Genomic DNA, 14,337 nt, shown 5'->3' on the forward strand with positions numbered 1-14,337 from the left:
CTCAGGGGGTAAAAACCATCTATTACGAGAGAAAAGAGTACAATTCACGCCCATATGCCTAATACTCCGCTGCACATTCTTGAACACACCTTTGGTTATCACGCTTTTCGTGGCCAACAGGGTGAAGTCGTCGACCATATTTGCGCCGGTGGTGATGCGCTCGTCCTCATGCCCACGGGGGGCGGTAAATCGCTGTGCTATCAAATCCCCGCCTTAGTACGAGACGGTTGCGCGGTGGTGGTCTCGCCGCTGATTGCGCTGATGCAAGACCAAGTCGATGCGCTCAAAGAATTGGGCGTGGCGGCGGCTTTTTTAAACTCAACACTGGATGCCAATGCGGCACGTGAAGTTGAGCGCGCTTTTGTCGCGGGCGAGCTCAAGCTGCTGTATGTTGCGCCGGAGCGACTCACGACGATCCGCTTTCAATCTTTGCTGCGCCAAGCGCATATCGCCCTATTTGCGATTGATGAAGCGCATTGCGTTTCGCAGTGGGGCCATGATTTCCGCCCCGAGTATCTGGCCTTATCGGTGTTGGCCGATGACTTTCCGCAAGTGCCACGCATTGCACTGACGGCTACGGCCGATCATGCCACGCGAACCGAGATGGTCATGCGCTTACGCCTTGAAGGCGCGGCGCAATATATTTCCAGCTTTGATCGCCCCAATTTGCGCTATGCCATTGTCGAGAAAAAAACCGCCCGCGATCAATTGCTGACTTTTTTGCGTCGGGAACACGAGCGAGATTCTGGCATTGTGTATTGTCTATCGCGCAAAAAAGTCGAAGACACTGCCGCTTGGCTTCGAGAAAAAGAAATCCGCGCGCTGCCGTATCACGCCGGGCTCGACGCCAGTGTGCGCGCCAAAAATCAACAGATCTTTCTACGTGAAGAAGGCGTGGTTATGGTGGCTACCATCGCTTTTGGGATGGGGATTAATAAGCCCGATGTGCGCTTTGTCGCGCATTTGGATATGCCTAAAAGCATAGAAAACTACTACCAAGAAACCGGCCGTGCCGGCCGCGATGGCTTACCCGCCAATACTTGGCTGGCGTATGGCTTAAACGACGTTATTTTGCTAGCGCAAATGATAGAGCAAGGCGGTAGCAGCGATGAACAAAAACACATCGAGCGCCGTAAACTCGACGCCATGCTCGGCCTGGTTGAATCCACCGATTGCCGACGGCAAACCTTGCTCGCCTATTTTGGCGAAACCATTACCCCATGCGGTAATTGCGATAATTGTTTAAATCCACCTAAATTAGTCGAAATGAGCGCGGCGGCGCAAAAAGCCCTGTCTTGCGTGTATCGCACTGGCAATCGCTTTGGTGTGGCCCATTTGGTCGATGTATTACGCGGTAAAACCACGCCCAAGGTTAAAGAATTTTTGCACGATAAACTCAGCACCTTTGGCATTGGCAAAGACGTAGACGAATCGAGCTGGCGCGCTGTGTTTCGCCAACTCATCGTGCGCGGCGCATTACAACTGGCGCCCGAAGGTCACGGCGGCTTGCAACTGACTGATCTTGCTCGGCCGTATTTAAAAGGCGAAACCGCGCTGTATTTACGCGCCCGCACCGAGAAATTTAATTACACCGACAAAGACAGCGACTTTGCCAATCCGCAAGAATTGGCGCTCTGGCAAGCATTGCGCCGACTCAGAAAACAACTCGCCGACGATCAAGACGTGCCAGCATATGTGGTGTTTGGTGACGCTACGCTCAAAGAAATGATTCGATTACATCCACGCGATCATTACGAGCTATCGCGCATTTCGGGTGTTGGCGATCGTAAACTCGACAAATATGGCGATGAATTTTTGGCGGTCTTAAACGCTCCTTATCCATAAGCCAGCCCTGCGGGTTTTATCGCTGTGAGCGGGCATTCTCTGTACAATGAATCGCATCAAGCAGCGCTGACGCAGTTGGTTTGCTGCACCCGTTTTCTGGCAAAATAAAACGACCATGCCAGCCCTTTTTGCTGGCCCATTTAGCATTTTTTGGAGCGCGATATGTATCAAAAAATTGTGGTTCCCATTGACAATAGCGACACCGCTGCCGCGGCATTTGATCATGCTTTAGCCTTGGCCCAACTGGCAAAAAGCGAACTAATTTTGCTGCATGTGAGCGATATTTCGCGCGCCACCATTGCCAGCAGCGTGATGCCCGGCCTTGATTTGCCTAGCTATGACGAGCAACGCGATCGCGTTGAAGGCGAAATTCAAGCCATGCTCGATCGCCTAAGCCTGCAAGCGCAAAACCAAGGCATTGCGTGTAGCAATCGCCTGATTGAGCAACGCGGCGGCAATGCTGCTGATGCGCTACTTAAAGCGGCGGCGCTGGTGCATGCCGATTTGATTGTGATGGGTACGCATGGCTACTCGGGATTTATGCATTTAATCTTTGGCAGCATGGCCGAAAGCTTATTACACCGCACGACGATTCCGGTTTTATTGGTGCGTTTAAATGAGGACGATGACGAATAAATCGCAATAATTGCAATGAATTATTAGGGGCTGTTGACGTTTGCTTTCTAAGTAATTAAAAACGATTTTTCGATTTGAAATAAGCATAAAAAAGGCCGGTTCATCGTGAACCGGCCTTTTTTATTTCAATCCACTCGCTCAAACTAAATGCGGAATTTGTGTCATCAAAACGTCGAGTTTATCCACTTTGCGCCATAGCCATTCTTCATCATCCCAATGCGTTGCTGCGGCATGTTTGATGTCGTCAAATAAACTGAAATACGCCAATCGGGTGCGTAAGCCCGCATCTTGTGGTGATTTGGCGAGATAGGTTGGCAATAATTTAAAATCCGGCCGCACATCCGACAAGTGAAATAAATCCAATTCTTTATGCGCAAATCGCGCATGACACGGATCGATTACGCCGCATAAACGGTGGGTTTCCGGATCCACTAAAAAATTAGCCGCATGGCAATCATCGTGAATCAACGTGGGTAAACCGATCGCGGCCGGCGGTAAGGCGTCAAATTGCTCCGCCAGCGCAATCAGCCTTTCGCGCAAATGCACGCCCAAACGCTGCGCGGCCCAGTTGCTTTTCAGCCAATGAATCCGCTGCTGCAAAAAGGCTTGATAGCTGCTGGCAAAATCAGCGTACTGATAACCATCTAGACCGCTAAAACCAGTCGGCCGAGTAACTGAATGCCAGCTCAGTAATAAATCAGTGCATTCATCGGCAAAGCGATCAATCATCACGGGCGATTCAAGCGCATGACTGGCTGGAATCCCAGAAACATAGGTCATAATCAGTGCTTCACCGATATCACCCGGGGTATGCAGCGCAATCACCTCTGGAATCTTGATCCCATGGCTATACTGCCGCAAAAAATCCAAGCCGGCGGCTTCTAGCTGCGCCTGCCCCGGCAAACGGTAATACTTCAATACGGACCGTACTGACCCTACGGTGACCATATACACATCGGCATAAAAGCCGGTGACTTTTTCAACCTGATGCGGTGTGCCACCCAGATAAGTTTGGCACAGCCGAACCACGGGTCCTTGATCCAAAATCAGCATTACCCCACCTCATTTCAATACCCTATTTCATCACAGCATGCACCACTCAAACTTACACGGTTTTGCGTTGGCGCAAACAATGCAGCGGTTTAATCTTTAAGTAACATCATCGGTGTGGTTTGCGCAAAAAGGCGCAAGCGTCGCCACACGGTTAATGCTGCCAAAAGCATGCCCAGTAGTAAGGTATATAACGGCAATAACAGATTAAGCGCCATCGGGATATTCAGTAGTTGCGTGGCCAAACTCCAACCCAGCACACTGGCGCACACGCCCGCAATCAAGCCGGCCACGGCGCCGAGCAATAGACTTTCCACCCACCACACGGCGGCGAGCCGCTTTGACGTTGCCCCTAAAGCACGCATAATCGCCGCTTCACGCCGCCGTTCGCTCTCTGTGGTGTCTAAGGCGGCAATCAACACGGTTAAGCCCGCCAACACGCATAAAATCAACACCAATCGCAGTACTGAACTGGCTAGGGTAATGACTCTTTGCACTTCATTGAGCACCTGCCCCACATCAATCACGGTGATATTAGGCATGGCACGCACCCAGTTGGCGATCCATTGCGTTTGATTGGGCGGCAAATAAAAACTACTAATCCAGCTGCCAGTCTGCGCTTGCAGTAAGCTGGCACTGCCCATAACAAAAAAATTCACTTGGAACGATTCCCAAGCTACCTGACGTAAATTAGCAACAGGTGCACTAATGGGTATACCGCCAATATCAAAGGTGAGCGTATCGCCGACGGCAATACCCAAGGTTTTTGCTAAACCTTCCTCAACTGACCACGCCGGAATATTCGCTTGTAACGGCTGACCAGCCACAATTTTGCCTTGTTCGCGCACCGAGCTTGGCGCCACGCTTAGATTAAATTCACGCTCGGCCAAACGCTGCGCACGCGCTTCGCTTTAACGCTCAGGCTCTACCGCTTGCTGATTGAGCGCCACCCAACGCCCACGGATCATCGGCAATAAAGTCGGCGCAGCTAAACCTTGCTCGGTAAATTGCTGGGCCACGGCGCTGGCTTGTTCAGGCTGAATATTGATCGCAAAATGGTTTGGCGCATTAGCTGGAATTTGCCGCTGCCAAGCGCTTAATAAATCACTTTGCACCACGGTTAATAGCGCAATCCCCATCAAGCCCAGCGATAAAGCCCCCAATTGGGCTGCCACCAACACACGTTGGCGCTGCAATTGGCGCAAAGCAATTTTCACCGTTGCGCCTGGCAATATCCGCTGTAAACCACGTAGCAATAGCAGCCCTAACCCCCCTGCCAAAGCCAGCGCCACGACCACGCCTGCCCCGACCATGAGCGCCAGCTGAATGTCATTGGCAATCCAATACAGTAAGCCCAGCATCAAACCAGCCGTCACCAGCCATTGCAGACCAACACGGGCACTGGGCTCAATCTCGCGGCGTAATACGCGCAGCGGCGGCGTTTGCGCCAGCGCCATTAACATCGGCCCAGCACAACCGATCAATAACACCAAACCCAACACACTCGCCAATAACCACGGCAAACTACTGCCTGCGGGCAAAGGCGCGGGTAAACTCGACTTTAATAAGGCCACTAAAGCGCTTTGCGACAACCAGCCCAATACGCCGCCCACCAGCGCGGCCATTGCCGCGACTAAAGCCAATTGCACCAATAAAATCTGCTGCACTTGGCGACGCGTTGCGCCAAAGGTGCGCAGCAAAGCCACCATATCGTAATGGCGTAATGCAAAGCGGCGGGCAGCCAAAATCATCGCCACCGCCGCCAAACAAGCCGCTAATAACGCGGCTAATTTTAAAAATCGACTGGCTCGATCTAAGGCGTCTTTCAGCTCGGGCCGGGCGTCGCTGACGCTTTCTAGCTTTTGCCCACGCTCTAATTGGGGCATGGCTTGCAAACGCCACTCAGCCAACGCCGGGGCATCGCCAGCCAGCATTAAGCGGTATTTCACCCGACTGCCAAAACCCAATAAACCACTGGCCGCTAAATCGGCGTCATTCATCATCAAGCGTGGTTGTAAACTCGAGAAATCAAATGCCGCATCCGGCTCTTGCCCCAAGATACCGACCACCCGTAACTGCAGCAAACCCACATCTAATATGGCGCCGACTTCAATACCCAGCATGGACTGTAGACGTTGATCAATCAGCGCCTGCCCAAGCTGCGGCGCAGTGGTACGCGTGCCATCTTGTAAACGCAAATCGCCACGTAAAGGATATAAATCACTAACGGCCTTCACCGAGGCCAAAGTCAGCGCTGCCGGCTCGGTTTCGGCCGCAATTGACGATGCGGCGGCATGTTGGTCACCGCTGACAAGCGGCGCGCTGTCCTGCTGATGAACGCCGACCATAGAAGGAAAGGTAGCGGTCTTGGCCACACGCAAACCCTGAACTTGCGCGGCATTACTCAGTGGCGCGGCAATCTCATGGTCTGAGCGCAACACCAAATCAGCGCCCAAAGTCTCGTTCGCTTGCCCCAGCAATAAATGCTGCACCCGCTCAGTGATTGATCCCACACTACTTAAAGCGGCGATGGCGATGGTGAGCGCCAATAGCAAAGTTCGAAACTCGCCAGCGGCTAAACTGCGGCGAAATAAAATCCAATTCATCGACCACTTCATGCTGCTAAACCTTCGGCAATGACCACTCGGCCAGCGGCTAAACGCAGCTGAGATTGGCAGCGCGCGGCCAATGTTTCATCATGCGTCACCAGCACCAGCGTGGTGCCCGCTTCGCGATTGAGCGTAAATAATAAATCGGCAATCACCAGCCCCGTGGCCGAATCCAAACTGCCGGTGGGCTCATCGGCAAATAAAATCGCGGGCCCCGGGGCAAAAGCCCGCGCCAGCGCCACACGCTGCTGCTCGCCACCCGAGAGTTGCCGCGGCGTATGCTGCATACGCTCGCTTAAACCGACTTTAGTCAGCCATTGCTCAGCAACCGAACGCGCATCCGCCCGATCACTGAGCTCAAGCGGCAACATGACATTTTCTAAGGCGGTTAAATCCGGCAAAAGCTGAAAAGACTGAAACACAAACCCCGCCGTTTTAGCGCGTAATAAGGCCCGACCATCTTCACTCAAGCTACTTAAAGCGTTGCCGGCCAAGTAGATTTCCCCTGAACTGGCCACATCTAAACCCGCCAGCAAGCCCAATAAAGTCGATTTGCCAGAGCCCGAGCTGCCGACAATGGCTAAACTAGCGCCATGAGCGACACTCAAGCTTAAATCGTGCAAAATAGTCAGCGTCGATTTGCCACTGGCAACGGTTTTAGTCAATTGCTGTACTTGCAAGATCGCCGATGTATCGACAGGCAAAGGAATCGTCATGAATCTAGTAATCCGTTTGAAATGGTTAATCAGTCAAGCATGCGCCATGCTCACAAAGTGCAGTGCCAAATCTTGCAAGGCCAAGCCATACCGCTGGCTACTTGCTGCCTTCTTCATCGCCAGCCCAGGGGTATTTGCCGCCAAGACGCCAACTATTTTGGTCTTTGGTGATAGTCTTTCTGCCGGATATGGCCTAAAAGCCGAACAAGCTTGGCCACGGTTGCTGCAAACCGAATTACAGCGGCGCGGTAAAAGCGTTCAGATTATCAACGCCAGTGTATCAGGAGAAACCACGGCTGGTGGGCTAACGCGCTTTGCTGCGATCCAAAATCAATACCCTGCGCAATTACTGATTTTGGCCCTTGGCGCGAACGATGGTTTACGCGGTCTACCCACGCAAACCATGCAAAATAATCTAGCTAAAATCATTCGCAGCGCACAAAGCAAGGGCACTGCGGTGCATTTGGTGGGCATGCAAATTCCACCGAATTTTGGCCCACAATATACCAGTGCGTTTACGGCGAGTTATCAAAAACTCGCTAAAGAGTTTCAGCTGAGTTTCACGCCTTTTTTATTAGCGCCGATTATTAACAATAATGCGCTATTTCAAGCCGATCAATTACACCCCACCGCGCCAGCACAACAGCTGATTATGCAAGGGGTGCTGCAAGATTTACTCAAGCAACAAGCGGCTTTATTTAAATAATTCAAACAAAAACAGCGCTCATGTGAGCGCTGTTGATTTAAGCAAAACCATCAATCAATTTATGGCGTTGTGCCTAAGCTAGGCTCGATTAATTTCACCACCTGCGCCACCCCTGAAACCGAAGCGGCAATATTGGCGATTTGGTTGGCAATTTGCGGTGATGCCAAGCCCAATAAATAAACCACTTTGCGTTCTGTGACAATTTGCACATGTACGCTCGCACCATCCGGCACTTGCAACATCACAGCACTTTTTACCCTAGCGGTGAGCTGGCTATCATTTAAGCGATCCATCGCGCTCGATGGTGGCGCAACCACGGTTTCGTTATAGACTTTACGCGTTTTAGGAAAGCTTTTAGCGATCGTCGTGGCTTCTTGCTGCGCCGCGGCACTTGGCAACTCCCCAACGAGCAATACCGCACCATTAAAGGTGTCGACATTCACATGCGCGAGCTCTTTCCAGCGATCAATGATTTTGGCACTGATATTAGCCGATAAATCTGCATCGTCTTTAATCATCACCGTTTTACGCGGGTCTGAGCCAATCCAAGCGCCAACTGCAATCCCACTCACGACGACCAAAGGCACGCATGCCGACAAACCCAAACTAGCGACCAAAATCGCGGCCGTGATGCGCCCTTTCATTAATCGCCCCCTAAGAGCATAAAGTCAACGGCATCACACAAGGCGTGAATCGCCGTGATATGGACTTCTTGAATCCGCGCAGTGCGTGGGTGAGGCACACATAAATGCACATCATCACCTGTCAATAAATCGGCAATCTGCCCACCATCGCGGCCGGTAAAGGCCAAGACCACCATATTGCGATCATGCGCGGCATGAATCGCCGAGATCACATTGGCTGAATTACCCGAGGTCGAAATCGCCAGCAAAATATCACCAGCACGGCCAAGCGCATGCACTTGTTTAGAAAAAACCAAATCAAAATCATAGTCATTGGCAATGGCCGTCAGCGCCGATGAATCGGTCGTCAAGGCAATCGCCGGCAAACCAGGACGCTCACGCTCAAAACGGCCGACCATTTCGGCAGCGAAATGCTGAGCATCGGCGGCTGATCCACCATTACCGCAGGCCAAAATTTTGCCGTCGGCAATCAATGATTGCACGATTTTCTCGGCGGCAATCGCAATCGCTGGCGACAAAGCGCCCATTGATAATTGTTTGGCTTCGATACTTTCTACAAAGTGTTGCTGCACACGCTGGATCAAATCCATGAGGTTTCCTTTTTTAAACGTGCCACTCAAGGGCTCACGTGTTATCACGTGGTTGGGGACAATATGGGGCTAATCCGCTTGGATACAATCTTTTAGCCATTGCAAGTGTTCGTTATCAATACAGATGGCATCAAAACGACAGATAGGCAACGATGCCATCGACTGTAAATAGCATTGTGCCGCTCGCAGTAATTTGCCTTGCTTGGCTGAATTAATACTGCCAGCCGCACCACCAAAACGGGAATTACGTCGCGAGCGAACTTCAATAAAAACCAAGGTTCGCCCGTCTTGCATAATTAAATCAATCTCTCCGAGTTTACACGACCAATTGCGTGCAATCAGCCGTAAACCCTGCTGCTGTAAATACTCAAGCGCGGTTTGTTCAGCCGCTTGCCCGAGAGAATTCATTGTTTTTCTAGCGTCATCGTACGCAACATCATGTCGCGCACCACCACGCGATCGGGGCTCATCGTGAGCTGGCCTGTCACCCCATCGATATTGAATGTTGGCTGCGTATCTTTGGCTAAAACACTGGCAATACGCCAAGCATCAACGCCAAAAGCAAATAAACGTTCTAAATCATACGCATTGGAACGGGTTCGGTTATATAGATCATAGCCTTCACGCTGCGGCATACCCAACCAGGGCATGTCGACGTAACGAATTCCAATCAAGTCTACCAGCGCAGTACGTCCTAGGCGACCCGAATCCACTTGGCTGGTGGCATAGATCGCCATATCGTTGCCCAGATAGGGGCGAATATATCGCGCCGACTTGCCATCCATCGCCAAAAAAATCACATCCGCACCCAGCTGCGAAATTTGCTCACGCAACTGCGCGCCATCATGGCGAGCATCGGCAACGGTAATCAGCTGCACCTCATTGCCAGTGGCTTTTTTCCATTCTTGGATAAAGCCTTGCGCCATTCTTTGACTTAAGGCGTCTCCCACTTGCAATACCACTGGCCGCATTAATTGATTTTTTTGAATCAACTGCGCCACTTGCGCTGCCTCAGCCTCAACCGACAAACTAAAGCTATATAAATTGGGCTGCTGCAACGTCGTTTCATCAAAACTATTAAGCGCCAATACCGGAACGGTGAGCAAAGTGCTATCGGACAAATAATTAATCGCCGATTTGGTTAAAGGACCAATCACCGCTTGTGCGCCATCTTGTTGAGCCTGTAAATAAGCCAAAACGACGTTTTCTTCTTTCTCGTCCGTTGGATAAGCACGCACCAAAGGAATCTCTGCGCCGCCATGCACCCGCTCAGCCGCCAACACGCCGGCACGAATCGTATCGCTGACCGACTTAAATGGTTTGGCTTTGCTAGGCAAAATCAGCGCAATAAAGCCTGTTGACTGCACCGGCTCGGCAGTAAAATCCGTTTCTTGTGCTTGGATGGTAGTGGTCGTAAAGGCCAGCGCCCCGTATAGTATGAGCCCTAAGATCGCAGTATCGCGAAACCACGACACAGCCGCCTTTAAATGGGCAAGGAGAAATTTGGCGTGCATAACCCTGATATCCATGTCAGTAAGTCTTCATTATATGTGGTTGCCACCCCAATCGGAAACTGGGGTGATATGACAGCCCGGGCCATCGCGGTTTTAAACGCTGCCGATGTGATTGCAGCCGAAGATACCCGAGTCACGGGTCAACTACTGAAACAATATGGCATTACTACACCGATGATTTCGGTGCGTGAACACAATGAGCGGGCCATGGCCGAAAAACTCATTGCGCGCTTGGCTGCCGGTGAAATCGTAGCGCAAGTTTCTGATGCAGGTACGCCAGCGGTATCTGACCCTGGCGCGGTATTGGCCGCCAGTGTGCATGCAGCAGGCTTTAAAGTCATCCCTATTCCTGGTGCATCGGCCTTAACCACCGCCCTATCGGCCAGTGGTTTTAGCTGTGCGCACAGTTTGTTTTATGGCTTTTTACCACCCAAAACCAAACAACGCTGTGATGAATTAACACGGCTGAAAGATTCACCGTATATCACCGTATTTTATGAAGCCCCGCATCGCATCGCTGAATGTGTCGCCGATATGAGCAGCATCTTCGGTGCTGAGCGCGAGGCCGTATTATGTCGTGAATTAACCAAAACGTTTGAAACAATTCGTCGCGGGCCACTCGCAGAACTGGCCGAGTGGATAAAAAACGATCCCAATCAGCAAAAAGGAGAATCTGTCGTCGTCGTGAATGCGGCACCGCCAGCCGAAAAAGACGAAGCCGCAGCGCATGACCAAGTTTTGGTGCCATTGGTTGCAGAATTACCGGTAAAACAAGCAGTTGCCCTGGCACAAGCCATTACCGGCGCACCAAGAAATGCGCTCTACGAACGCGCTTTAGCACTAAAAAAAGCCGAACAAGAATAAAAAACCACTAAAACGCTTGCCAAACTTAAAAAGCTTGGCTATTATGTCGGCTCGTTACCAGACACCTGCCCGGGTGGCGGAATTGGTAGACGCAGGGGACTCAAAATCCCCCGCCGAAAGGTGTGCCGGTTCGAGTCCGGCCCCGGGCACCAAACACAGAACCCACTTCAGCAATGAAGTGGGTTTTTTGTTGCCTTTCGTTTAAAGAAAGCATCTCCTCATCTAGCCTTCCTATTAAATTTAACTAAACTTGTAGCAAAACAACACTGGGGCACACCATGCTCAAACCGCTACAAGAATGGATTTGTGACTGCTGTGGAAAAATCATCCCACACGCGGATGCAGGCTATGTCATCTGGCGCCACGATGCTGATCAGCGAGACTTTGATTTTAAAATCATTCATAAATTTGTTTGCGAGCCCCCGAACTATCCATCATCAACGCCGCTCACTGAGTTCCTTGGCACCAAGGGCAGTACGTATTTATTGTCTTTTATTAGCCTTGGCAAAATCAAAGCACGTGGCCGCTATCGCAATTACTGCCATGTACTGGATTTTGATGAATTTGTTGATTTTTATCGCCGAGTACAAATCCCCTATTACGAAGAAGCGCGAACAAAATTTAACAACCCGGTTTTATTAGCCGAAATGGAAGACGCCAGCGAATTACACCCCTACCAAGAAGATGTTTTAAAACAAATTATTGAGCGTTTTTAAACACAATAATATACAGCTTAATTAGAGCCACATTCTGAATACAATTTTTGGAAATATGACATGATTAAAATGCTAAGTTTACGTAAATTCTTATTGCTAATTTTATCTTTGTCGCTTTGCATTGTCATTGCATTAAGCATTCAAGCTTATTTATCGCTCAATACCATCGCCAACGACTCAGCAAAAATGGGGCAAGGGAAAGATCTCATTGCCGATATTTTACCGCCCCCGCTGTATGTCGTTGAAGCACAATTAGCCAGCTATCAACTAGTACAAGCCACCGCCACTGAACGGCCAGCCATTATTCAATTATTAAATAAACTCAAAGCCGATTACGATGCCAGAAATGAATACTGGCAAAACAGCGATCTCGATGCCGAATTAAAAAATAACTTACTCGGCAAAGCCAAATCAAGCGGCGAGCATTTCTGGAATATCATCGAGCAACAATTAATTCCGGCGGCTAAATCCTCAGACAATGCCGCGACGGGGACTGCATTGCAAGCACTCAAGCCCGCCTACGAAGCACATCGCCAAGCAATTGATTCTGTCGTACTACAAGGCAATGCTTATGCCACGCAAACAGCACAAGCCCTATTATCTGGCTCTCAACAAGCCACAACGACCGTATTAGCTTTAGGTATGATCGGCCTCATCGTCATGTTTGCAGTGCTCGCTTGGCTGATGCAAGAAATGAAAAACCGTATTGGCGGCGAGCCCGGCGCGGCAATGCTACTCACGCAAGCGATGTCTGAGGGGAATTTAAACATCCCACAGCGACAAACTTGGTCCGGTAAATTAGCGAACAGTGTGCTGGCCAATCTGAATAATTTAGCGGATCGATTAACCGAATTACTGCGTGACATTCAGCACGTCAGCCAAAAAATCACCCAATCATCCCAAGAAATCACCACACTGAGCGACAATATTCTGCTCGCCAATCAAACCCGCTCAACGCGAGCGGCAGAAGTCACAGAGGTCACTCAACAACTGAGCGCAACCTCCATTCAAGTACAAACTTTATCCCGCGACATTTTAGGCCAAGTTGACCAAACCAGTACTTTAGCCACGCAAGGCTTAGCCGCCGTACTCAGTAGCCAGCAAGAAATGGAGTCTATTACCAACAAAGCCCAAGAAGCCGACAATAAAGTAAGCCAGCTTGGCCAAGCTGGGCAGCAAATTCAAACCATTATTGGCGTCATTCGCGAGATTTCAGATCAAACCAATTTATTGGCGCTAAATGCTGCGATTGAAGCGGCCAGAGCCGGTGAACAAGGACGCGGATTTGCAGTGGTCGCTGATGAAGTCAGAAAATTAGCCTATCGCACCAGTGATGCCACAACCGAAATTAGCAGCATCATTCAAAGTCTTGCGGTGTTAATTGACGATAGTAGTTCAGCGATGATGGGCATCTTAAATAGCTCAAAAACCGGATTAAGCTTAATGCAAACCAGCACCAGCATGATCCAGAATATTTCACATAGCGCCGATCAAACCAGCACAGCGACCCATCAAATTACCGAACAAATCAGCCAGCAAATTGAAATGCTCAGCCAACAACAGCAAAATTTGCACAATCTATTCGCCACGCTTGAAGACAGTATTGACCGCGTTAACGCCAGTAAATCCGTCAGCGAAGATCTGCAGCGGCTCACCCATAAGCTGGGCACATGCCTGAGTAAATTTAAATTTGCCGCTGCCACTCACTGAGACACCCCACGCATAAATTGACAAAATTTCGTTAATTTACTGACAAAAAACACAAACCCCACTTAAGCCAGATACGGCCATGACATAATCATGGCCGACCTTGCTCAGCGTGACATTGCCATGCACAACCACCTCATTTATCGCCGCGCAACGCCAGCCGACTTAATCTGCATCTGCCAACTGGGCAATGAGATTAATCAGCTGCACCATGCGCGCTTCCCACAACTATTTGCCGCCGTGAATGAGCTTGATCGTGATGCCGCGCATTGGCATGCCGCAATTGCCGAAGGCGCTTGCTTTGTGGCCGAACTCGAGCATGAATCGAGCATTATTGGTTTTATCAGCGCACAAATCGGCCAAGAAACAGCCAGCATGCTGCAACCGCAATCGTTTTGTCGTATCGCGACAGTCTGTGTCAGCGAAGTCTATCGTGGGCGCGGTATTGGCACGCAATTAATGCATCACGTTGAGCAGTGGGCAACAGCGCAGCACTGCGCTGAAATTCGTCTGAATGTATTTGAATTCAATCAGCAAGCCATCGCTCTGTATCAAGAGCTGGGCTTTGCTGTTCGCGTGCTGGCAATGAGTAAAAGCTTAGTCGTCGCGCCTCAAGCTACACTCTAAATACGGTTATATACACAGGGTATAGACCGCTTACTCACTACCTTAAAGCCACAAAAGACAATACCCCAAGATCGCCTTGGGGTATTGTTTTTAGCGAGTTTAAGAACTCATGA

Annotated in this window: 15 protein-coding genes and 1 tRNA gene; 8 read left to right on the forward strand and 8 right to left on the reverse strand. The window is 50.3% G+C overall.

The features are described 5' to 3' along the window. Nucleotides 1-54: 54 nt before the first annotated feature. A complete protein-coding gene (gene recQ / locus HQN60_RS02000) occupies nt 55-1,845 on the forward strand; it encodes a DNA helicase RecQ (RefSeq protein ID WP_173532120.1) in 1,791 nt (596 codons plus the stop codon). A gap of 162 nt (nt 1,846-2,007) precedes the next feature. Next, entirely contained in the window at nt 2,008-2,481 is a 474-nt protein-coding gene (locus HQN60_RS02005) for a universal stress protein (RefSeq protein ID WP_173532121.1), read from the forward strand. Nucleotides 2,482-2,619: 138 nt separating this feature from the next. Here HQN60_RS02005 and HQN60_RS02010 read toward each other — a convergent pair whose 3' ends face one another. The 4 genes from HQN60_RS02010 to HQN60_RS02025 all read right to left on the reverse strand — a co-directional run bounded on the left by HQN60_RS02010 (nt 2,620) and on the right by HQN60_RS02025 (nt 6,856). Continuing rightward, nucleotides 2,620-3,534 (reverse strand): phosphotransferase, encoded by a 915-nt coding sequence (locus HQN60_RS02010; RefSeq protein ID WP_173532122.1) that lies wholly within the window; start codon nt 3,532-3,534, stop codon nt 2,620-2,622. Between the two features lie 89 nt (nt 3,535-3,623). Beyond that, on the reverse strand, nt 3,624-4,421 hold the full coding sequence (locus HQN60_RS02015) for an ABC transporter permease (protein WP_173532123.1): 798 nt from the start codon (nt 4,419-4,421) through the stop codon (nt 3,624-3,626). Nucleotides 4,422-4,442: 21 nt separating this feature from the next. Further along, nucleotides 4,443-6,137 (reverse strand): ABC transporter permease, encoded by a 1,695-nt coding sequence (locus HQN60_RS02020; RefSeq protein WP_173532124.1) that lies wholly within the window; start codon nt 6,135-6,137, stop codon nt 4,443-4,445. 8 nt (nt 6,138-6,145) lie between these two features. Further along, nucleotides 6,146-6,856: an ABC transporter ATP-binding protein gene (locus HQN60_RS02025; protein ID WP_173532125.1), complete on the reverse strand. Its 711-nt coding sequence runs from the start codon at nt 6,854-6,856 to the stop codon at nt 6,146-6,148. Between HQN60_RS02025 and HQN60_RS02030 the strand changes: the two genes are divergently transcribed. Then, nucleotides 6,855-7,562: an arylesterase gene (locus tag HQN60_RS02030; RefSeq protein WP_254456663.1), complete on the forward strand. Its 708-nt coding sequence runs from the start codon at nt 6,855-6,857 to the stop codon at nt 7,560-7,562. The two genes, HQN60_RS02025 and HQN60_RS02030, sit on opposite strands and share 2 nt — an antisense overlap. 59 nt (nt 7,563-7,621) lie before the next feature. Here the strand turns inward: HQN60_RS02030 and HQN60_RS02035 are convergent, their stop codons facing one another. The 4 genes from HQN60_RS02035 to HQN60_RS02050 form a co-directional block, all read right to left on the reverse strand. Beyond that, the gene (locus HQN60_RS02035; protein ID WP_173532126.1) at nt 7,622-8,206 is read right to left on the reverse strand and encodes a BON domain-containing protein; all 585 of its coding nucleotides are present in this window, start codon (nt 8,204-8,206) and stop codon (nt 7,622-7,624) included. Then, nucleotides 8,206-8,796, reverse strand: a complete 591-nt coding sequence (locus HQN60_RS02040; RefSeq protein WP_173532127.1) for a phosphoheptose isomerase — start codon at nt 8,794-8,796, stop codon at nt 8,206-8,208. The genes HQN60_RS02035 and HQN60_RS02040 overlap by 1 nt, the downstream gene beginning before the upstream one ends. Before the next feature lie 69 nt (nt 8,797-8,865). After that, complete coding sequence (locus HQN60_RS02045) at nt 8,866-9,204, reverse strand: YraN family protein (protein WP_173532128.1); 339 nt, start codon at nt 9,202-9,204, stop codon at nt 8,866-8,868. Next, nucleotides 9,201-10,310, reverse strand: a complete 1,110-nt coding sequence (locus tag HQN60_RS02050) for a penicillin-binding protein activator (protein ID WP_173532129.1) — start codon at nt 10,308-10,310, stop codon at nt 9,201-9,203. Before HQN60_RS02050 ends, HQN60_RS02045 begins: the two co-directional genes overlap by 4 nt. Nucleotides 10,311-10,379: 69 nt before the next feature. Here HQN60_RS02050 and rsmI point away from each other — a divergent pair, with 69 nt between their 5' ends. From rsmI to HQN60_RS02075, 5 genes are all read left to right on the forward strand, one after another. Beyond that, complete coding sequence (gene rsmI, locus HQN60_RS02055) at nt 10,380-11,174, forward strand: 16S rRNA (cytidine(1402)-2'-O)-methyltransferase (RefSeq protein WP_247646340.1); 795 nt, start codon at nt 10,380-10,382, stop codon at nt 11,172-11,174. Nucleotides 11,175-11,241: 67 nt separating this feature from the next. After that, a tRNA-Leu gene (locus HQN60_RS02060) sits at nt 11,242-11,326 on the forward strand. A gap of 126 nt (nt 11,327-11,452) precedes the next feature. Then, nucleotides 11,453-11,890, forward strand: coding sequence for a hypothetical protein (locus tag HQN60_RS02065; protein ID WP_173532131.1), 438 nt, complete (start codon nt 11,453-11,455; stop codon nt 11,888-11,890). A gap of 60 nt (nt 11,891-11,950) precedes the next feature. Next, a complete protein-coding gene (locus HQN60_RS15990) occupies nt 11,951-13,600 on the forward strand; it encodes a methyl-accepting chemotaxis protein (RefSeq protein WP_217390196.1) in 1,650 nt (549 codons plus the stop codon). 90 nt (nt 13,601-13,690) lie between these two features. Then, entirely contained in the window at nt 13,691-14,224 is a 534-nt protein-coding gene (locus HQN60_RS02075; RefSeq protein WP_173532132.1) for a GNAT family N-acetyltransferase, read from the forward strand. Nucleotides 14,225-14,337: the final 113 nt, after the last annotated feature.

The sequence above is a fragment of the Deefgea piscis genome (assembly GCF_013284055.1).
In the GTDB taxonomy this organism is placed as follows: domain Bacteria; phylum Pseudomonadota; class Gammaproteobacteria; order Burkholderiales; family Chitinibacteraceae; genus Deefgea; species Deefgea piscis.